This is a genomic window from Methylomonas sp. Kb3, from assembly GCF_002834115.1.
Classification (GTDB): Bacteria; Pseudomonadota; Gammaproteobacteria; order Methylococcales; family Methylomonadaceae; genus Methylomonas; species Methylomonas defluvii.
In genome coordinates this window covers 227262-248942 of sequence record NZ_PIZT01000007.1, presented here as the reverse complement: position 1 = coordinate 248942, position 21681 = coordinate 227262, and the positions used below count along the sequence as shown (strand labels likewise).

The window sequence follows — 21681 nt, the reverse complement described above, 5'->3', positions numbered from 1 at the left end:
GCGCATTGTATGGAGGCAATATGACAACTTTATGACAAAACGAATTTAGTTGGCCTATCCGTTGTTTTTTTGCGACAAAAACCGCATTCGATACAAGTCGTTAGCGTATCGGCAGCTTGATGATGGGATAGTCGAGCTCGGCCCCTGTCACCTTTAAGCAACAGATATTCCGATAATGATAAGAACCCAAGCGGGCTTAGACAGTGGGATAAAACAATTTAAAAATGACTTCGAACTCGTCGCTGATTTTATCGAGGATGAAACTGATTTGTTCGGGCGTCAGATTCAAAGCATTGACAGCGTGGGCATCGTAGGGGTTTTCGATTCGGCTCAAGCAGTTCGCCAGTCTGACCATGGCGGCCAAATCGGCGTAAGGCCCGATCAAATCAGGAAAGCAATGCAAGCGAATACTTTCCACAATAACGTCCGGTAACATCCATTGCTTGCACAACTCGGCACCGGCTTGAAAATGGTCGAAACCGATCACGTTCTGCTCTACCGTGACCTCTTCGTCCACCGCGAGCGGGGTTTGCGATTGCAGTAATAAGTCGACTTCCCGGGCCAATACCGGAATCCGCCGATAAAACACCAATTGTCCGATGTTGTGGACCAAACCGCACAGAAATGCGGTGTCGGCATAGTGCTTGCCGAAATGAATATCCAATTCGCGTGCAATCAACGCGCAACGCAAATTTCTGGCCCAAAAATCGTGAATGGAGAAATGTTGTCCGGGTAAATCGGAAAAGCGTTCGACAATCAAGGTACCCAGCACCAGGTTCTGCAACTCACGGGTACCAATCATGGTGATGGCTTTGGTAATCGAACTGATTTGGGACGGAAAACCATAAAAAGCACTATTCACTATCTTCAGCAGCTTTACCGCCAATGCCGCATCGGCTTCTAGCACCACAGCCGCGTCTTTCGCGGTCTTATTCGGGTCTTCGACTATTTTTTTCAACAAAAAATAGGCATTCGGCGGCGAGGCGAGTTGCAAATCACCTCTCAGCAAATCGGCAACAGTTAATGTGGACGGTGAGTAAGCTATCATCAATAATTCTAAAAAATTAAATTTACACCTATACTGAAAACCAATAGCATAGAAATAGCATTAAAGGCTGCGCTTAAACCTAGACCAATTATATGAAAATACAAGCTTATTAAATGCTGCCCTCCTCCTGACCTTATGCCGACTGCTCCCGATTTTATGCCAATACCTGGATGGTATTAGATGATTGCCAATGACGCGCTCAAAGAAAAACTGATTGTCGTTGCGGAGCATAATGAAGTCTCCGCTCAAAAAATCGTTTCCACATTGAAAACGAAGGGTTTTACCGATATTCGTGTAGCTGAAAATGGCGAACAAATTTACGAGATATTAAAGCCTTACGCCGATCAACCCGACAGGATCGGTCTGATCGTGCTGAACGCAAGGCTGCCGCTTTGCCAAGCTCGGGAAATGTGCCAGAGTTTATCCAGCGCCAATTCGGTATCGGTCATTCCGGTAGTAATTCTGAACGACGACAGCTTTGCCTGTGAGCTCGACAGTTGTCAACCGCAACAGGACAATTGTCTAACTTACAAAATCAACACCCCCGTCAATACCCAGGAATTGATACTGGCAGTAAAATTTTTGCTGAGCCTGAAACAGGAACGCCAACTGCGCCACCGTCAGGAAGAACAATTGATCAATGAATTGGCCGCCAAAAACGTTATTGATGCCAAACTCAAGTTTCTGGTTGCCCACGACGAATTAACCGGCTTATTCAATCGCAGCAGTTTCGAACGTCAGCTGAGATTGGTATTAAATCACAGCAATAAAACGCAAAAAGACGGGTCTCTATTATTCATTGATGTGGACCGCTTCAGCCTGATTAACGAACTGGAAGGCTTTGAAGTAGGTGATCGTTTACTGGTCGAAATGGCCATTCTGGTCCGAAAGCTATTACCAGCCGGCAGTTTATTCGCCCGTATCGGCGCCGACGAGTTTTGTTTATTCCTGGAAAACAAAACCAAAAAGCAAGCACAGATTCTCGCGGAAACCATCAAAACCACCGTGGACAATTTTCGGTTCTTCACCGGCGAAGTGTCTTACAGCGCCTCGGTTTCCATCGGCATTGCCGCGCTGGACAATACCGTTTCCGCGTTTCATCCGGGCGAAATGATTTTACATGCCCGCCAAGCCTGCAACTTTGCAAAAAGCACCGGCAGAGACAAAATCTGCGTCTACAACAGCGATGATCTCATCGTCAAGGAAAGACGCCGCGACATTTACTGGGTGCCGCTTATTCGCAAGGCCTTGCGGGATAACCAGCTATTTCTGGTGTTCCAGCCGGTGGTACAGCTGTCTGATGGCAATGTTTCGCACTATGAAGTGTTATTGCGCATGCGCGGCGAAGGCAATGAAGTCATCACGCCGGATCAGTTTATTCCGGTAGCCGAAAGAACCGGCTTGATTCACGCGATAGACCTGTGGGTCGTTGAAAATGCCATCGACTTTCTGGCGGCACTGCCCACTTACATGTCTTATATTTCCCTGGCTGTGAACCTTTCAAGTACCGCGTTTCAGTATCCGGATTTACTATCCACTATTAAGGATAAACTGGAAATGACCTGGATAGACGCCAACCGTTTGACCTTCGAAATCACCGAAACAGCCGCCGTGGACAATTTTGAAAAAACCCGGCACATGATTAACAAAATCAGAGCCTTAGGCTGCAAATTCGCGCTAGACGATTTCGGCGCTGGCTTTTGTTCGTTCAACTATCTCAAAACCTTTCCGGTCGATTACGTGAAAATCGACGGTCAATTCATCAGAAACCTGCTCGACAACGAAACCGATCAAATACTTGTCAAATCCATGGTGGAAATTGCCTCAAAACTCGGCAAGAAAACCATCGCCGAATTCGTCGAATCGGCAGGTACGGCGGTAAAGCTGAAGGAAATCGGCGTAAACTTCGGCCAGGGCTACGCATTCGGCAAACCCGAGCAGAATCTACTGGATGGTCAGAAGGTTTCGCTTAACCTTTTGCTGGGCAGCAATCAGGTGGCCAGTCCAATCAGTTGAAACGGATTAAACGTAATTCGCGAACTTTTTAGCAATTGGGGTATTAGTTTACCGACTTGATTAGCTCTGGTATATTCGCTCGCGGTGTTTAAAACGTGTCATCACATTGTTCTGAATCTTAATAAATAAAACAAACAAAAGGGGAAGGGTTATGGCTGAATTGCTTTTTATAGCGACAACTATTTTTGTAGCTTACGTAGTATTTGTGGTCATGGGTGGCAAAAAGGAAAAACCGGAAACTAGTAAACCCGAGCCCGCCAAGCCGGAAGCGACTAAACCGGCCATCCAAACCGAACTGACACCGCCTCCTCCCGCAGCTGTAAAAACCGCCGAAAAACCCGCTCCAGCCAAAGCCGCCACACCCAAACCCGCCGCACCCAAAGCCAGTAAATCCGCCCCGGCCAAAAAAGCCGCCGCCCCTGCGCCAGCAGCGCCAGTCGATAGTCTGAAAAATCCAAAAACAGGTGAAGTCGCCAAAATCCCAGCGAGTTATGCCTTTGCCAAACGTTGGATCAAAGACGCGCTGGTAGAAGAAGGCCTGTTGGACAAAGTGTATAAAAACAACGAACTAGACGATGCCGCAAACGCCAAAATTCAAGCCGCGCTGCAACAATTGAAAGGCATGAGTAAGTATCAATAAGCATGCCTGTGGATATTTAGGCGAGTAGCACGCCCCTACTCGCTTACAGTTATTTTCTGTTATTCAAGACCCAACTTTTTCAAACGATACCGCAGCGAACGGAAGCTTAGACCCAAGTATTTAGCGGTAGCGGTTTTGTTCCAACGATTTTCCTCCAGCGCCGCACTCAAGGCTTTTTTCTCTATGTCTTCGAGATAGGCTTCCAGCGACATTTTCTCGGCGTCGAAATCTTCGACCGCAGCCAATTCCATCCCCAACGGCAAGTTCAGATCGTCGGCTTCAATCACGCCGCCATCGTGCAAGGCCAGCGCCCGCTCCAATATATTTTCCAGCTCCCGAACATTGCCGGGAAAATAGTAGTGCTTTAACGCATTTAGCGCAGAGTCGCTGAGTTTGGGCAAATCCATACCGTTGGCATTAGCCAAGCCCGCCAATAAGTGTTCGGTAAGCTGAGGAATATCAGCAGGCCGGGCGCGCAGGGGTGGCAAACTCAGCTCGATGACATTGATCCGGTAGTACAAATCCTGCCTAAAACTGCCTTCTTGGACCATCTTGGTCAAATCCTTGTGGGTTGCGCTCAATAAGCGCACATCAACGGCTACTTCCCGCTGCTCGCCAACCGGGCGAACCTTTTTCTCTTGAATTGCCCGCAACAATTTGACTTGCAAGGGCAAAGGCAAATCAGCCACTTCATCCAAAAACAAGGTGCCGCCATCGGCCGCCTGAAACAATCCTTGCTTGTCGGCTACCGCGCCGGTGAAACTGCCTTTTTTATGCCCGAAGAATTCGCTTTCCATCAATTCAGGCGGAATCGCTCCGCAATTAACCGCAATAAACGGTTTCTCCCCGCGCGGGCTTTGCTGGTGTATCAATCTGGCCACCAACTCCTTGCCCGAACCGGACTCTCCGCTGATATAAACCGGCGCCTGGTTGCGCGCCACCTTGTCGATCTTCGAGCGAATAGCGCACATTAATGCCGATTCGCCTAGCAAGATGTCGCGGGTACGGCGCTCCTTGTCGGAAACCCTAGTTAGCGAGGCTTGCAGCGCATGACTGACCAGCTGCCGCAATACCCCCAAATCGACCGGCTTGGACAGGAAGTCAAAAGCTCCCTTTTTCATGGCTTTGATCGCAATATCCATGCTGCCATGCGCAGTAATCACCGCCACCGGTAACTGCAAACCGGCCAATTGAATATGATCGACCAAATCCAGCCCATCGCCGTCCGGCAGCTTCATATCGGTGAGACACAAATCAAACACTTCAACGGCCAGTAACTGTTTGGCCTCGGCCAAATTGGCCGCGCAGCGGGTTTGAATGTGCATGCGGTTCAGGGTTATTTCGAGTAATTCTTGGATGTCGGGTTCGTCATCGACAACCAGGGTGACAGGCATATTCATATTTCAATGACGGCGTGATCGGCATTAGCCAGCAACAAAGTGAAACAAGGTTTTCCGGAATGGGCGGCGTAACTTAACTCCGCTTGATTCAGTTCGGCCAATTCCCTGGAAATATACAACCCTAACCCGGTACCTTGGTGGGAAGTGGTAAAAAACGGTTCGAACAAATGCTGCCGGTGCTCTGCGGCAATTCCGGCGCCATTATCGATAATTTTAATGCACGGCGCCTCCTGCATCTGCGACACTTCAAGCACGATGGCCCCTAGCTCAGGCTTACCGTATTGCAAAGCATTGGCGCAGAGATTGTCGAGAATTTGCTTCAAGTGGCCACTATCAATACAGGCATTCAAGCCTTGCGCTTTAAAAATCAATTTAAAACACTCCGCCCGCTCGCCCAGATTCAATTTCTGCTCGTCAAGGTAGGCCGGCAACCACTGGTCCAAAGCGATTTTTTGTTTCTGCGACGGGTTGCGCCGAGACAACTTGAGAATGTCCTCGATGATGCTGTTTACCCGCTGGCAATGGTGCTGAATAATTTCCGTCAAACGTAGCTCTTGCACATCTAAGTCCGGTGCTTCGGATAACAATTGCCCGGCATGGCTAATGGCGCTGAGCGGATTGCGAATTTCATGGGCAATACTGGCGGTCAACCGGCCCAGAGACGCCAGCTTGCTCTGTTGTAGGCGTTGGTTATACAAGGCAATGTCCTCGAAAATCAGCATGTACAACGCTTCGTCATCCATACTTAATTCGGAAAATCGCACTTGCACTTCGTTGCGATTGGCTAATTGGATAATGGCAAAATCCTGATCCCGATTGGCGCGCCACAACTCGAAAGCTTGCCTCAGTTCCGGCGCCACCTCGGCCAGTTCCTCCGGATGCAAGACCAAACCCAGCAAACGCAACGCCGATTGATTGGACAGTTGAGTCACCTGCCGCTCATCGACGATCATGATGCCCGATTGCAAATGCTGGATGATATAGCGGTTAAGACTCTCCAGCCTGGCGATAGTATGCTCGTGCCGTCTGGCCAACACCGCCGATTGTTCGGCACGCTGTGCCAGGATTACCGATAAAAACGCTATCGAAAAAAACGCCACGCCCAGCATCCCGGCATAAGTCAAGGTAGTATTTTCGAAGGCATGCGTTTCTATCGCATACACCTCTTCAGCAAGAATTGCCAGACTAGCCAAGGCCGCAAACAACATCGCGCAGCGCCCACCAATCAGCAAACCACCCGCCGCTATCGAGATAGCCAGCAAGATGCCAATACCGCTGCCGATGCCACCGCTGGCGTGCATCAGCAAGGTAATGAAGACTATATCGGTAAAAATAAATAACTGTGCCAGACTGGCATAAGCCCAACGCGGTCTAAATGCGACCGGCGCGGCAATCAGCGAAATCCCCAGATAGGCAACACTGGTGAACTGGTACAATGATGCGTCGTAGGAACCCAATAACGACGGCCCAAAGCGCAAATAAAACAGCATTACAAACAGGCAGGCGGTAACAAACCGATAGAGGGCGAAAATCTTCAACATCAACCATGCTTGCCGAACGGGAATGCCGTACCCCTTGGAAAAAGGGCAGGGATAAATAGTATCGACCGATGAAGAAAGCATTGCCCGAGTTTTTATGCAGAGTTAGTTAGAATGTTTGTCAGTTCAATCATAGCACCAACTTGAGACGCGATTTAAGCCATCCATGGAGCACTAAATGAATATTCACGAATACCAGGCGAAACAACTCTTTAAAGCGTTTTCGATCCCCACGCCACAAGGCGCCGTGGCGACCACAGCCGAACAAGCGCAGCAAGCCGCCCAGTCCTTAAGCAGCTCTGCCTGGGTGGTAAAGGCGCAAATTCATGCCGGCGCCCGAGGTAAAGCCGGCGGCGTAAAAGTTGCCCGGACCCTGGAGGAAGTAAAGGCTTACAGCGCGGCGATGCTGGGTACACGTTTAGTGACGCATCAAACCGATGCCGCCGGCCTGCCGGTCAATAGCGTTTGGGTGGAAGAGGCTTCTGCAATCAATCAAGAATATTATTTGAGCCTGTTGCTCGACCGGGAAAGTGAACGGCTGATATTTATTGCCTCGGCCTCAGGCGGCATGGACATCGAAGCGGTGGCTGCTGAAACACCTGAAAAAATAGTCAAGGTGCCGGTGCACCCCGCAGCGGGTTTACAACCTTATCAATGCCGCCAAGTAGCCGCTGCACTAGGCTTGGGCAAAGAACAGCAAAGCCAGCTGCAGAGCATTATGAGCGGCCTGTATCAACTGTTTTTGACCAAAGATGCCAGCCAAATCGAAATCAACCCGCTAATCCAAACCGATGACGGCAAACTGGTGGCACTGGACGGCAAGATCAATTTCGACGACAACGCCATCGCCTTACATCCTGACATAGCCGCGATGCGCGATGCCTCGCAAGAAGACGCCAAGGAAGCGGAAGCCAAACAGTTCGATCTTAACTACATCACGCTGGACGGCAATATCGGTTGCATGGTCAACGGTGCCGGCCTGGCCATGGCGACGATGGACATGGTGAAGTTGAAAGGCGGTGCGCCGGCCAATTTTCTGGATGTGGGCGGCGGCACCAATAAAGACAAAGTCAAAGCCGCGTTTAAATTGATTTTGTCCGACGGCACCACCAAAGCAGTGCTGGTGAATATTTTCGGCGGCATCGTCAAATGCGATGTAATCGCCGCCGGCATCCTGGCGGCCGTTGAGGAAATGCACTTAACAATCCCGGTCGTGGTACGCCTGGAAGGGACTAACGTCGAACAGGGCAAAGCCATGCTAAGCCAATCGGGACTGGGCCTGGTAGCTGCGGATAATCTAAACCATGCTGCCGAATTGGCGGTAAAACTGGCGCAAGAGGTAGCCTAATGTCTATTTTGATCGACAAACAGACTAAAGTCATTTGCCAAGGCTTCACCGGCAAACAGGGTACATTTCACTCCGAACAAGCACTCGCTTACGGCACGCAGCTAGTTGGAGGCGTCACACCGGGTCGCGGCGGCTCCAAACATCTGGATCTGCCGGTATTCGATACTGTCGAACAAGCCGTGAAAGCCACCGGCGCCACGGCAACGATGATCTATGTACCGCCGTTTTTTGCCGCCGACGCGATTCTGGAAGCGGTCGACGCCGGCATCGAGCTGATCGTCTGCATCACAGAAGGCATACCGGTGCTGCAAATGTTAAAGGTCAAAGCGGCCATGCAAGGCACGAGCTCATTGCTGGTCGGCCCCAACTGCCCTGGCGTGATTACACCAGGGCAATGCAAGATCGGCATCATGCCCGGCCATATTCATCTACCCGGCAAAATCGGCATTGTTTCCCGTTCCGGCACCCTGACCTACGAAGCCGTGCATCAAACTACCCGCGAAGGCCTGGGGCAAAGCACCTGCGTCGGCATCGGCGGCGATCCGATCCATGGCATGAATTTCATCGACGTGCTGAGCCGTTTCCAAGACGACCCGGACACCCATGGCATCGTGATGGTCGGCGAAATCGGCGGCAGCGACGAGGAACAGGCTGCGGACTTTATCAAAGCCCACGTTACCAAACCTGTGGTCGGCTACATCGCCGGCCAAACCGCGCCTCCCGGCAAACGTATGGGTCACGCCGGTGCGATTGTCACCGGTGGCGCCGGCACAGCGGCAGGCAAAATTGCAGCCATGCAAGCGGCCGGCGTGAGCATGGTCAGCTCGCCTTCGGATATAGGCGTCGCGATGCGGGATTGTTTTTCCAAAACATAATGTCGATAAAAATAGCGCTAGCCCAACTGAACTTAACAGTTGCCGACATTCAAACCAACACCGGCAAAATTCTGGCCGCCGCTGAACAAGCCAAACAGCGGCAGGCCGATTTGGTGGTGTTTCCGGAGCTATGTGTCACCGGTTACCCACCTGAAGACCTACTGTTTCGACCGGATTTTATTCACCAGGCGCAACAAGCGGTTGCCGAAATTGCCAAGAAGATTGCCGGTATCACGCTTGTGATCGGTTACCCGATGCAACAGGATGGCCGGCTATATAACACGGCCGTGGCATTACGCGACGGCGAAACCCTAGCCGATTACCACAAACAAGCCCTGCCCAACTACGGGGTATTCGATGAACAGCGTTACTTCAGCGCCGGCGACCAAACCTGCCTGTTCACGGCAAATGACAGTCGCATAGCATTGACGATTTGCGAAGATATTTGGCGACCCGGCATCATCGCCCAAAACCGAGCGTCCGGGGCGGACATTATCCTGACGCTGAACGCCTCGCCGTTTCATGCCGGCAAGATGCAGCAGCGCGAGGACATCATCTGTTCGCAAATTAAAGCCGAGCAGATACCGTTGGTTTATGTCAATCAAATCGGCGGCCAGGACGAGTTAGTGTTCGACGGCGCCTCGTTTGTCGCAAATCGTAACGGCGATGTCGTGTTCCGAGCAGCCGAATTTGCCGAGCAACTCAGCATCGTCGAGTTTGTCGATCATGAGCCGCAAATATCCACCATCGCCGACTTGTATCAACCCGTGGTCAGCGAATATAAGGCGCTGGTGTTGGGCATTCAAGACTACGTACGCAAAAACGGCTTTCAAGGCGCGATTCTGGGCTTGTCCGGCGGTATCGACTCCGCACTGGTATTGGCGTTGGCGGTGGATGCGCTGGGCGCCGATCATGTCGAAGCCGTGTTGATGCCATCGCGCTATACCCAAGACATGAGCAACCAGGACGCGATCCTGGAAGCCGAGGCGCTGGGTGTCAAATATCACGTGTTGCCCATCGAACCGGCGGTAACTGCCTTCAACGGCATGCTGGCCCCGCTGTTTGCAGGCAGCCAAAAAGACACCACCGAAGAAAACATCCAAGCCCGTTGCCGTGGCGTGTTGTTGATGGCCATTTCGAATAAACAAGGCAAGCTACTGTTGACCACCGGCAACAAAAGCGAAATGAGCGTGGGCTACGCCACACTTTATGGCGACATGGCCGGCGGTTTTGCGCCTTTAAAAGACGTATCGAAATTACTGGTCTACCAACTCGCCGAATACCGCAACACCTTGTCGCCGGTCATTCCGCAACGGGTTATCACCCGCGCACCATCGGCGGAATTGGCGCCGGACCAAAAGGACGAAGATTCGCTGCCACCTTATTCTGTGTTGGATCCTATACTTACTTTGTATGTGGAACAGGACAAATCCGCCGCCGAGATCGTGGCACAAGGCTTCACGGTTGCCGATGTACATAGAGCGATTTCGCTGGTGGATAGAAACGAATATAAACGTCGGCAATCGCCGCCCGGCATTCGCATCACACCCAGAGCGTTTGGTCGTGACCGCCGCTACCCTATTTCATCCGCTTATCGCGGCACGGCCGCGCTTAATCAACCAGCGCCCGACAACGTTAAGGAGTAAATCATGTCAAAAATGCGTACCCTGTTACTTACCACCGGCCTGCTGCTGACTGCACAGACCGGTATGGCCCGCGAAATTAATATTCCGGTGCCCATGGAGTACGGTTTAATCAAAAGTGTGCTGGTCAGCGAGCTCTATGACGGCCCGAATGAATCGGTAAGAGCCTGGAAAGACGGCAAGCAATGCAGCTTTTTGGATCTGGACCATCCGCAAATCAGCGGCGAGCAAGGCCAGGTCAAAATTCAGAACAATGTACAAGCCCGCGTGGGTACCGCGCTGGGCGGCAAATGCATGACCTTGATCGAATGGTCGGGCATTTTGCAAACCCTGCAACAGCCGACATTGGATGCCTCCGGTAATGTGCTGAGCTTCCCGGTCACCCAACTGAATGCGTTTGATCGCAACGGCCAGCCGTTGAATATCGCCCAATTGCAATCGCTGATCAAAAAAGCCGCCGAGCCCAAACTGGCCGCCCTGAAAATCGACTTAAACCAATCCCGCCCGGACATTACGAAAACCCTGCTCCCCTTCATCGCCGCCGACGATAGCGAGGAGTTGCACGACACCATCAACAGCCTGCGCTTCAATCAGGTCAAAGCCGATGAGAAAGGTATTTTAATCAACGTGGGCTACACCGCTACCAACCAAAATGCCGGCGGCTTAAAAGCGGCCCCGGTATTGAACGAAGCGGAATTGAACCAATGGCGCAAGCTCTGGCAAGGTTGGCAGATGTCTTTGGAAAAGAATATTGAGAAAGCCCCTATCGCCACCAACGCTGACGCCAGCCGGGCAAGCTTGCGCGATGTCCTGCAAAAAGCCGGCGTCGCCTTTGAACAAGGTCTGACTGCGGAATATGTGGCGGAAAACGATCCGGTGCGTAAGTTCTTCAACAGTTCCTGGGACGTGCTAGCCCCGCTACTACGTGACGCTTCAACCCAGTTACCGGGTAATAGCAGCCTGCGCTATGTGACGCTGATTGCCGCGACGGACTTGATGTACGAGTTGGAATCGATAGGCTCGCCACTTGGGCTGGAAGTATCCTCCAACGGCTTGCGGAAGCTGGCCCGTTCGCTGATCGCCCACGAAAATCCCAAAGGCAAGACCAAAACCAAACGCAAAGGTTAAATCAAGCGGGCTTGCCCCATATAAAAACAGGGATACCGGCCACAAGACCGGTATCCCTGTTTTTTTAGGTATAGCCGAATCTAAACTGCGCCCGCGGAGTATGGCCCTAAAGGGTCGGCGCCCAAAGTACCCACCAAAGACTGCAAATATTCCGGCGAGGCCAGTTCCACCAGTTTCTGTTGCGCCTGCCTATGCCGTTCGACCAACTTCAGCTCGTCGATCAAAGTCTGGTGACTGCTTTCGTGCAAGAACCTGCCCAAATAATCGACATGCCGTTGCCATAACGCGATGTCGCGCTGCTGCTTGATCCGCAGCCGTTCCTGATACCAATCCGAAGCCAACAAGTAATCGCGGGTAAACATCGCCCGTATCTCCGGATGATGCGCATCCTTACCCTGATGATGACCATCGGCCATGATATGCAGCAAAGCATACAGCGGCGGACAGGCGTCTTCTATACTGCCGTCATCAAGATATTGCTGGGCCACGCGCTGCTGGGTTTCGACGATATTGTTGATGCCGTCGACAAACACCTCCAGATCCTGGCGCTCGGGCTGCAAAATCTCGTCGGTAAAAACCGCATACGGGTTATCGAAGATCTTACCCATCAAGCCGTGCACGAAATGACTGGTGATGCGATAACCCAAACGGCTGGCCAAGACAATTTGGCCCTTGTGTTCAAAATCGGTTAACGGTTCCAGATAGCCATGTTCCAACAAAAATGCCGGGTGGCGCTCTTCGCGCGACAGCCGCGCCCAAATCTCCGGAATCAACAAACTAATATCGTGATCGACGCGGGTATCCGGACCGATAAAACCAGCCGAACTGGAAAAACCGGGATAACCGGTCAAAATGAACGAGACCAGGGCATTGTTCAAATCGGCGGTACCGCGCAAGGCATTGAACGGCCCTTTAGTCAGCGCCCCCTCACTACCCGCTCCGGTAGTAGACGGCGATTTGCCGGTCAAGGAACAGACAAAATCCATAAACAGTTCAGGCAACTCTTGATAATGAATCGGATTGTAAACCGCCAGCGCGCGGATGCCCGGTTCGGGCGGATTGTTGCGGCGACCGGTCAACACCGCGTCCACCGGATGACAGAGCGGTTGATTGAGCGGAATCTTGCGATGTAAACGCGCGCCCACTTCGGCCACGTATTTCCGTAAGGGTTTCACCACATCGACACGGGTTTCCAGGTAGCGCGGGTTTTTCGACGGTTTGCCGTTCACCAAACGCGGATGCGCGGAACACACCACATAGCCTTTCCCGTCCTGGTAAGCATCGCTCAATAGCTTTTGCATGGGCGCGGTGAATTTGGAAAAAGTCATCACGTCTTCTACGATCGCCGACAATTGCTCGTGGTCCAAGGGCTCAAAATTGGCCATGAAATTGCCGGGTGCGGACATGTTCTGCTCGGTCTGCTTGTCGTAACCCGGAATAATCGCATCGTCCGGGCGTTGAAACAGTCGATATTCGCAGTTGCTGACCAACTTCAAACTCATTTCATAGCCATCGTCAGGCAGACAGGCTCGCACTGCTTGCTTCGGCACCACGACCGAAGCGCTGATGTCGTCTTCCATCTGCACTTTCTCGCAGGCGATATAGTCTTGCCGTACCTTGAAAGTGCGCCAGCCGCCGTCCAGATCAAAACCTACCCGCAAATAGGTAGCAACGATCTTACGCTGATTCAGTTTCAGCTCATGCCCGGGCGCACCGTCAATCACGTCCACCGATAAATTATCGCGCCAATTGTTACCCCATTCAGGGCGGTAAAAACGCTTGATCAAAAACACCAAAGCCAGGATGCTGGGCGGGATGGATCGCAGCCAATCATTGAACTCCGGAAGGTGATTGGGAGAAGGCGTCAACAACTTAATCACGGAACCCAGACTGCGTTCCTGACTGAGCACGGTGCGGCTAGGACCATGGTCATCGCGTTCGAAACCCGGCAAGAAGCGGCCGGTATAATCCTTATCGAAAATCGCCTGCACCCGGTCCAGATCGTGCTGCAAATCGTCCACGAACAACGGGCCGTAGATTGCCGCGTCTTCAATGGATTTGGAAATTTCCGATTTGCCGCCGCCGGACACCGTACAGGGCTTATGACAAAACGTGCCTTCCGCGACAGTGCCGATCAAACGCCAGGACGGCGCACCGGGGTGCTTGCACATCTCGATTTTATAACCGTTGGGCTGCACGTATATTTTGCCCGGTTGCAAGCGAATGCTATGGCTTTGGCCGTTTCTGATCCAGGTAATTTTCTGCGTTGCCAGACTCATCCGCAAATCCTGCGGCACATAAATAATCTCCGGAAAATGCCTGTCCACCGCATAACCTTCCGGATGCACATCCATGATCGCGCCGTAGTGATAGGTCATCTCGTCAAAATCATAGCCCGGTTCGCGGGTCAGACTGCCAATGCCAAATTCATCACCGTGATTGACGCGACGAAATGCCAACGCGCCGCCGGCATGCTCCTCTTCTGCCAAACCGAACAAATTGGCGGCATAGCTGATCTGGGTTTTGACTTCCTTTTTGCAATAACCGTAGTAGTTATCGGCCAGTAGGGTGACGATCACGCCGCCGCTATCACGCGCAGTTAATTTAAACGCCTGACCGTCGTTATACAGTTCTTCGGGATCTTGCCAGCACATGCCATCGGCGCGTTGCCGTTCGGTGGCCTCGTCCCAATGAGGCAGCCCCAACTGCTTTTTAGTGAGCTTGGTTAAATGCGGGGCCAGAATCACGCAGCCGCTGTGGCCTGACCAATGCTCGACATCCAGGGCCGCATCGCATTCCGGCAAGGCAGGATTGCCGCCGTTGCCGAAGATGCTCTCAACAAAGTCCAGATTGCTGACCAGATTGCCCGGCGCAAAAAAACGGATTTCCATGGACTTTTCGGCGGCAACACCCGGGATTTCCGGACAGACTACCGGCCGCATCAATAATGAAGCAAACATGCGTGCCGGCTTGGGCTGGTGAGCGGTAAACGGCAGCACCATCAAATCGTCGGGTGGGTTCAAAGCCTCACCCAGCATCAAGGCAAAAGTCAGCTTGGGTACCTGCTTCTTATCGCCGGGGACGGGTAGACCGCCTTCCGCAACATGAAACGAGCCTTGCGTGGTACGCCGGTCGCTGGCTGGATTGTGCAAAATGCCTTGCTTCACCCGAAAGCTGGAGACGATTTCGGAACGAAATTCATCCTCGCCCAAAGGCAACGATAATTCACGCGCCACGCCGTGCTTATCCAACTCGAAAGTCATCGTCGGCAAGCTGGGGATTTTTGCAAAGCCCAGATCCGCGCAATAGCGCTCCAGGAAATCTTGAATCCGTCTATCGGCGGGATAAAGGGAGGAACTGGCCAACAAGCGGCTTTTTTCCAGATAGCTATTCAGCAAGTCCTGAGCGGTATCCATAAACTGCGCCGACTCGGTATCGATACACGTCGGCTGCCCGCATGAAGCCAGTTTCAGATTGATATAAAGATGCAACTGTTGCTTAACAGATTGCTCGTCTTGCCCCACCGCCCCCAGACCCAGTGCCCTTAGCTTATCCATAATCCTCCCCCTTTAGTTTTAGAAAACGATGCTTCCATGATATAGCAAACTTGGGGGTTTGGGTCAGTAGCAATCCAAGCAGCGCGCCCTTGACGCAGAGCGATTGCGCTCAACCAAGCGGGTGCTCAGCGCTGCAGAGGCCTGGCTGGTGAAAATCTTCCTGTCGGCAATAATGTCAATTTTTCTCGGCTTCGGCCTCGCCAAGACTATTTAAAAACCACATGGCCGCGATTTGCTGGTGTAAATCGTCGAACTTCGCTTGCAAGCCGTCCAGCACTTGATGCAATTGCTCCGGGGTAGTCTGCTTAATCTCAATGGCGAGTACCTGCTGTTCCAATTGTTCCAGCTGCGGGAATAGTTCGACAGCATGCGGCAAGCGTTTGATGCAATGCGTAATCTCCTCGATGCAATGCAGCACGGCCCTGGGAAAATCCGGATTTTTTAACAGATAGTTCAAAACATCCTCACCTTTAATTCGGTTGCGGACGTGTTTGCGATACATCAAGACCGCACTCAAGGACTTCAAAACGTTGATCCACAGGATGGTCTCGTACTCGCGCATTTTGGTGCTGCGATTTTCCGCCAACAATACGGTGCCGAAATCCATGATCCGGCTGGTCATATCGGCCCGTTCCAAATTGCGGCCGATACAGATAAACCGGGCACTGTCGCTGCTACTCATAGACCCGGCCATAAAACCAGTAAAGCGCTGGCACCCAGCCATGATTTCCTGCAAGAACAGCGCACGCCCCCGCCGATTGGACAAGCTATCCAGATTGTTATTAGCGTACAGATACATTTCGTTGACCTGCTGCCAGGCCTCATCGGGCATCAGCTCGCGGCTGGTACGGATATTCTCGCGAGCAAACGACAACGACGCCAATAAGGAGCCGGGATTGCTCATATCGGCTAATAAAAACCGGGTGGTATTCTGCTCGCTGGGATTTTTAAAGCGTTGATAAAACGCCTCTTCGACGCCGCAAATATTTAATAAATTGCGCCAGCCTAATTCCACACCATACGGCAAGTCGTAGATCAAATGCATCGTGGCGCTGATCAGGCGGGCGGTGTTTTCGGTGCGCTCCAGATAACGGGCCATCCAGTACAAACGTTCGGCGGATCGCGATAACATCTTATTGCTCCCTGTTGATAATCCAAGTGTCTTTACTGCCGCCGCCCTGCGATGAATTCACCACCAGCGAACCGGCCCTGAGCGCCACGCGGGTCAAGCCGCCAGCGGTGACAAAGCCGTTCTCACCTTGCAGGATGAAGGGGCGCAAGTCGATGTGCCTGGGCTCCAGACTATCACCGCACAAGGTCGGGCAGGTTGATAAAGCCAAAGTTGGCTGGGCGATGTAATTACGCGGATTGTTTTTAATCAGTTTATGAAATTGCTTGATTTCCTTTTGGCTGGCGTGCGGGCCGACCAACATGCCATAGCCGCCGGACTCGTTGGCCGGTTTTACCACCAGCTCCGGCAAATGCGCCAGCACGTAGGCGCATTGTTCCGGATCGCTACAGAGATAAGTCGGCACGTTCGGCAAAACCGGCTCTTCGTTCAGATAGTAGCGAATCATTTCCGGCACGTAGGCATACACCACCTTGTCGTCCGCTACCCCCGCGCCCGGCGCATTAGCCAGCGCCACATTGCCGGCTTTCCAGGCCCGCATCAAGCCCTTCACGCCCAATACCGAATCCTTATGAAAGACTTCAGGATCGAGAAACAGATCATCAATGCGCCGGTAAATCACATCGACTTTTTCCAGACCCTTGATGGTACGCATATAAACACAATCGTCATCCTTGACCAGCAAGTCGCCGCCTTCCACCAGTTCCGCACCCATTTGTTGCGCCAGGAAAGCGTGTTCGAAATAGGCCGAGTTATAAATACCGGGCGTCAAGACGGCAATTTGCGGGGTGTCATCGGTATCCGGTGCCAGTGACGCCAGCATTTCGAACAACTGGGTCGGATAATCGTCCACCGGCAGAATATTCAGATTTTCCAACAACTCCGGAAAGATCCGTTTGGTAATTACCCGGTTTTCGATCATGTACGACACGCCGGATGGCACCCGCAAATTGTCTTCCAGCACATACAGCTTGCCGTCGCCAGCCCGCACCAGATCGCTGCCGCAAATATTGGCCCATGTGCCGAATTTGGGCTGCATGCCCAAACATTCCTTACGAAAATTGCTGGAACTGTTGATCAAATCAGCAGGCACCAAACCATCCTTGATAATCTGCTGCTGGTTATAAACATCGTTGATAAAGCAATTCAAAGCTTTCAGACGCTGTTTCAGACCTGCTTCCACGGCTTGCCATTCCTGAAAATCGATCAGCCTGGGAATGATGTCGAAAGGCCAAGCTCTATCGATATTGCCTTCGTCGCTGTAGACGGTGAAGGTGATGCCCATCTCCATGATGGCCGCCTCCGCCGCCGACAACCGGCCCTTAATTGCATCCATGCCCAAAGATTGTAAGTATTGACTCAAACTGGCGCAGGTATCACGCGGCTTGCCGCCCGCAGCAATCATCTCGTCGTAAGCCTTATCGGCGCTGTAATCCGCCCAAATTGTCGAAGTAACCATGCTGTATGCATCCGTGATATTTGCTTTTATGGTGCAAGTCCGCGCGAAATTGGTGCAAAAACGACCGCACCATTTCAACGCAAACCGGTTCTAATGATTTACCCGATATAAAGCAATAGCAATGCCAAGTTGCGCGCCTACGGCTATCACTTGCTCGGCCGTGACCGACTTATCGCGCCTTAGCACTGGCAAATACCCTTTAGTTCAGAAGCTTGAAGAAAGCCAATGCTTTATATTAAGTGACTCTAGGCGGAGCCACCGAATCCAAAAGATCTATGCCGCACTCCGCTCTTTCTGATCGTAACGGCATGCTTTTTGCGAGTTTCTTAGACTACGCATTATCCAAAGTCTCGTCAGAATCGGCATCTGCAATAAAAACCAGCTTAGAAAACATAAAAAAAACGAGATTAGCTTTGATCAATTGCGCTATACCCGGTAAACCGGCAAACTAAACCTATGAAAACCTTAAGCACACCAGAAGCTTTCGCGCCGGGATACCGCCTCGATAAGGGGGCCCACGACGAAATGCTGGACGAGACGGGCCGGGTTAGACCGCATTGGGCCCACCTGATGCAGGCGTTGCAACAGCTTGGCCCCCGCGAAGTCGGCGAACGCCACCAGGAAGCGCTAAGACTGCTGCGCGAAAACGGCGTCACCTACAACGTTTATGACGACCCGGACGGTATTAACCGCCCTTGGCAACTCGACCCGATACCGCTATTGCTTTCCGGCGACGAGTGGTTTGACATTGAAGCCGGACTGCTGCAACGCGCCGAACTGTTGAATCTGATTTTGGCCGACCTGTACGGCCCGCGCCAGCTGATCAAGAAAAATCTGTTGCCACTGGAACTGATCTACAACCACGGCGGCTTTCTGCGCGTTTGTGATCAAGTAAGCTTGCCCGGCCAGCATCAGTTGGTATTGTGCGCCGCCGACCTGGCCCGCGGCCCGGACAAAAAAATGTGGGTACTGGGTGATCGTACGCAAGCGCCATCCGGTGCCGGTTATGCGTTGGAAAACCGCTTGGCCATGTCACGGGTGTTGCCCAGCTTGTTCCGCGACACTCATGTCCATCGTTTGGCGCGTTTCTTTCAATCCCTGCGCGCCGGCCTGAATGCCGTCGCCCCCGGCGACGCCGATACCCCGCGCGTGGTGGTACTGACGCCCGGCCCTTTGAACGAAACTTTCTTCGAACACGCCTATCTGGCCTCCTATCTGGGTTATCCGCTGGTACAGGGCGACGACCTGACGATTCGCGACGGCTATGTCTGGCTTAAATCGCTGGTCGGCTTGCAGCGGGTGGATGTGATCTTGCGTCGGGTTGACGACAATTACTGCGACCCGCTGGAACTGCGCGAAGACTCGCGGCTAGGCGTCCCCGGCCTGTTGGAAGTGGTCAGGCGCGGCAATGTGGCGATTGCCAACCCGCTAGGTAGCGGCATATTGGAAAATCCCGGCATCATGCCGTTCCTGCCGGGCATCGCCAAATACTTCCTGGGTCAAACCCTAAAGCTAAATTCGATCGCCACCTGGTGGTGCGGCCAAGCCCGCGAGTTAAATTACGTCCTCGCCAATCTGGAACGCCTGGTCATCAAACCGATCTACCGCAAACCCGGCGAACGTTCGGTGTTCGGCCATCAGCTGAGCCGTGCACAACTCGCTGATTGGCGCGCGCGCATCAAGGCCCGCCCGGCGCTTTACGTCGGCCAGGAATACGAGAGCTTTTCCACCGTGCCGGCGCTGGTGGCGGGCGGCTACGAACCGCGCCAAACCGTGCTGCGCTGCTTCATGGTGGCGCGGGCGGACGGTTATACGCTGATGCCTGGCGGTTTGAGTCGCAGCGCACCGCAATACGGCAATATGATGATCAGTAATCAAACCGGCGGCATCAGTAAAGATACCTGGGTGGTTGCCACGGAACCGCAGCATCCGGCCATTCCGGCCAAGCGCAGCAGCAGTCTGGCCGGCCACGGCAATGCCTTGCCCAGCCGCGCCGCAGACAATATTTTCTGGGTGGGCCGCAACGCTGAACGTGCGGAAGGCGGGGTACGTTTGTTGCGCGCCACGATCAAAAAGCTGTTCAGCAACCCTGACCGCGATAGCCCGGACTATCAGCTCAGCCTGGAAACCCTGCTGCGTTGCGTCACCAGCATGACCGGCACCTACCCCGGTTTTTTTGCCGAGGATAACGAAAGTTTGTTGCAGTCGCCGGAAGCCGAATTACTGGCAGTGGTCGCCGACGAAAGCCGAGCAGGCAGCCTGGCCAACACGGTAAACAGGATGATCCAATCCGGCTATGCGGTACGCGATTTATGGTCGTCGGATACCTGGCGGGTCATTGACGAAATCGAGGAACAGGTTTCCGAAGCGCGCCGCCTGGGCAAAATCGGTTTGTGGTCGATGCAGGAGCAAATGGATCAGCTAATCACCACGCTCTCCGCATTCAGCGGTCTGGTGATGGAGAGCATGACGCGCGGCAACGGCTGGCTGTTTCTGGACATCGGCCGGCGCCTGGAGCGCGGCTTGCAGTTGGTATCGGTATTGAGAACCGCGTTTGCGATGCCGCAAAGCGAAGCGGCGGAAACCCGCTTGCTGGAATCCCTGCTGGACACCAGCGACAACCTGATTTGCTACCGCCAACATTATCGTAGCAACCTGGAGTTAGCCTCGTTTTTGGAACTGCTGCTGATGGACCCCAACAATCCCCGCTCACTAGCTTATCAAATCGCTCGTTTGCAGGAGCATGTCGGCAAACTGCCGCGCGAACCCAGTACCCGCCGGATTAGCGCCGAAGAGCGCTTGCTATTAGAGGCTAGTTGTCTGTTGAATATCGCCAATATCGACGACTTATTGAACGTCTCGGAATCCGGGATTCGCGAAGCGCTGGACCAACAGCTCAGCAAGATTTACGCCCTATTGGCCGCGTTGTCCGATACTTTGACCGCCAATTATTTCCGCCACGGGGACGCGCCGCAATCGCTGTCCTAAGGGAGTCACCATGCGTTATCGGGTTACCCATACCACTACCTACCGCTACCAACAACCGGTGGGATTGTCTTACAACGAAGTGCGGATGCAGCCGCGCCCCTGCCCGAATCAGCAACTGCTCAGCTCGCAACTAAAAATTACCCCCTTGCCCTGCGACTATCGGACCCGTACCGATTTTTTCGGCAATCAAGTGGCCTGGTTTTCGATTAGGGAGCCGCATCGGGAGTTTGTGGTCACCGCCAGCAGCGAAGTACAGATTTTTCCGCAACCGGTGCAGTTGGATTTCAGCCACGGCATGAGCTGGGAATTGGTGAAGGAAGCGCTCTGGAACGACAGAAGCGAACCACTACTGGAGGCACGGCAATTTGCCTTGGATTCGCCGTTCATCGCCGCCGACGCCGAGCTGGCCGCTTACGCGCAAGCCTCATTCACACCCGGCAAGGCGCTGATTGAAGCGATACACGATCTGATGCAACGCATTCACCGCGATTTTACCTTCGACCCGGAATTCACCAACCTGGCCACCCCGCTGACCACCGTACTGGAACATCGGCGCGGCGTCTGCCAGGATTTCGCCCATCTGGCCATAGGCTGCATCCGCTCGCAAGGCCTGGCGGCCCGCTACGTCAGCGGTTATATCGAAACCCTGCCGCCGCCCGGCAAGAAAAAACTGGTGGGCGCCGACGCCTCGCACGCCTGGTTTTCGGTGTATTTACCGGATCTGGGCTGGATGGACTTTGACCCTACCAACAACCAATTGCCGGGGGACAGGCACATCATTGTCGCCTGGGGCCGGGACTATAGCGATGTTACGCCATTGAAAGGGGTGATTTTCGGCGGCCAGAACCACGAATTGAAAGTGGCGGTGGAAGTGGAAAACCTGGGCGCGTAATCCTAACAGGATACCGAAGA

At 53.0% G+C, this 21681-nt stretch carries 14 protein-coding genes; 8 read left to right on the top strand and 6 right to left on the bottom strand.

The genetic code is table 11. From position 1 onward, the window contains the following. Nucleotides 1-196: 196 nt before the first annotated feature. Nucleotides 197-1048, bottom strand: a complete 852-nt coding sequence (locus CWO84_RS06460) for an HDOD domain-containing protein (RefSeq protein ID WP_033156101.1) — start codon at nt 1046-1048, stop codon at nt 197-199. A 180-nt stretch (nt 1049-1228) separates the two neighbouring features. Between CWO84_RS06460 and CWO84_RS06455 the strand changes: the two genes are divergently transcribed. Next, nucleotides 1229-3064: a GGDEF and EAL domain-containing protein gene (locus tag CWO84_RS06455; protein WP_033156100.1), complete on the top strand. Its 1836-nt coding sequence runs from the start codon at nt 1229-1231 to the stop codon at nt 3062-3064. A gap of 151 nt (nt 3065-3215) precedes the next feature. Further along, nucleotides 3216-3704, top strand: a complete 489-nt coding sequence (locus CWO84_RS06450; RefSeq protein WP_101052092.1) for a hypothetical protein — start codon at nt 3216-3218, stop codon at nt 3702-3704. 59 nt (nt 3705-3763) lie between these two features. Here the strand turns inward: CWO84_RS06450 and CWO84_RS06445 are convergent, their stop codons facing one another. Together CWO84_RS06445 and CWO84_RS06440 are read right to left on the bottom strand one after the other, a co-directional pair. Further along, nucleotides 3764-5104, bottom strand: coding sequence for a sigma-54 dependent transcriptional regulator (locus tag CWO84_RS06445; protein WP_033156098.1), 1341 nt, complete (start codon nt 5102-5104; stop codon nt 3764-3766). Beyond that, on the bottom strand, nt 5101-6726 hold the full coding sequence (locus CWO84_RS06440; protein WP_033156097.1) for an ATP-binding protein: 1626 nt from the start codon (nt 6724-6726) through the stop codon (nt 5101-5103). Before CWO84_RS06440 ends, CWO84_RS06445 begins: the two co-directional genes overlap by 4 nt. A 94-nt stretch (nt 6727-6820) precedes the next feature. Here CWO84_RS06440 and sucC point away from each other — a divergent pair, with 94 nt between their 5' ends. Genes sucC through CWO84_RS06420 form a run of 4 tightly spaced genes read left to right on the top strand, consistent with a single transcriptional unit; the run spans nt 6821 to nt 11636 of the window. Next, on the top strand, nt 6821-7990 hold the full coding sequence (gene sucC, locus CWO84_RS06435; protein ID WP_033156096.1) for an ADP-forming succinate--CoA ligase subunit beta: 1170 nt from the start codon (nt 6821-6823) through the stop codon (nt 7988-7990). Continuing rightward, complete coding sequence (gene sucD, locus CWO84_RS06430; RefSeq protein ID WP_101052091.1) at nt 7990-8865, top strand: succinate--CoA ligase subunit alpha; 876 nt, start codon at nt 7990-7992, stop codon at nt 8863-8865. The genes sucC and sucD overlap by 1 nt, the downstream gene beginning before the upstream one ends. Further along, nucleotides 8865-10511, top strand: coding sequence for an NAD+ synthase (locus CWO84_RS06425; RefSeq protein WP_033156094.1), 1647 nt, complete (start codon nt 8865-8867; stop codon nt 10509-10511). Before sucD ends, CWO84_RS06425 begins: the two co-directional genes overlap by 1 nt. Nucleotides 10512-10514: 3 nt before the next feature. Continuing rightward, entirely contained in the window at nt 10515-11636 is a 1122-nt protein-coding gene (locus tag CWO84_RS06420; RefSeq protein ID WP_033156093.1) for a hypothetical protein, read from the top strand. An 80-nt stretch (nt 11637-11716) separates the two neighbouring features. Here CWO84_RS06420 and CWO84_RS06415 read toward each other — a convergent pair whose 3' ends face one another. From CWO84_RS06415 to CWO84_RS06405, 3 genes are all read right to left on the bottom strand, one after another. After that, complete coding sequence (locus CWO84_RS06415) at nt 11717-15193, bottom strand: hypothetical protein (protein WP_101052090.1); 3477 nt, start codon at nt 15191-15193, stop codon at nt 11717-11719. A gap of 175 nt (nt 15194-15368) precedes the next feature. Further along, on the bottom strand, nt 15369-16325 hold the full coding sequence (locus CWO84_RS06410; protein ID WP_033156091.1) for an alpha-E domain-containing protein: 957 nt from the start codon (nt 16323-16325) through the stop codon (nt 15369-15371). 1 nt (nt 16326) lies between these two features. Further along, on the bottom strand, nt 16327-17781 hold the full coding sequence (locus CWO84_RS06405; RefSeq protein WP_051669831.1) for a circularly permuted type 2 ATP-grasp protein: 1455 nt from the start codon (nt 17779-17781) through the stop codon (nt 16327-16329). Between the two features lie 456 nt (nt 17782-18237). On the opposite strand from CWO84_RS06405, the gene CWO84_RS06400 reads away from it, so the two are divergent. Beyond that, nucleotides 18238-20769 carry a circularly permuted type 2 ATP-grasp protein gene (locus tag CWO84_RS06400; protein WP_033156090.1) on the top strand — a complete coding sequence of 844 codons (2532 nt, stop codon included), beginning with the start codon at nt 18238-18240 and terminating at the stop codon, nt 20767-20769. A gap of 10 nt (nt 20770-20779) precedes the next feature. Further along, on the top strand, nt 20780-21661 hold the full coding sequence (locus CWO84_RS06395) for a transglutaminase family protein (protein ID WP_033156089.1): 882 nt from the start codon (nt 20780-20782) through the stop codon (nt 21659-21661). The last annotated feature ends 20 nt before the right edge of the window (nt 21662-21681 follow it).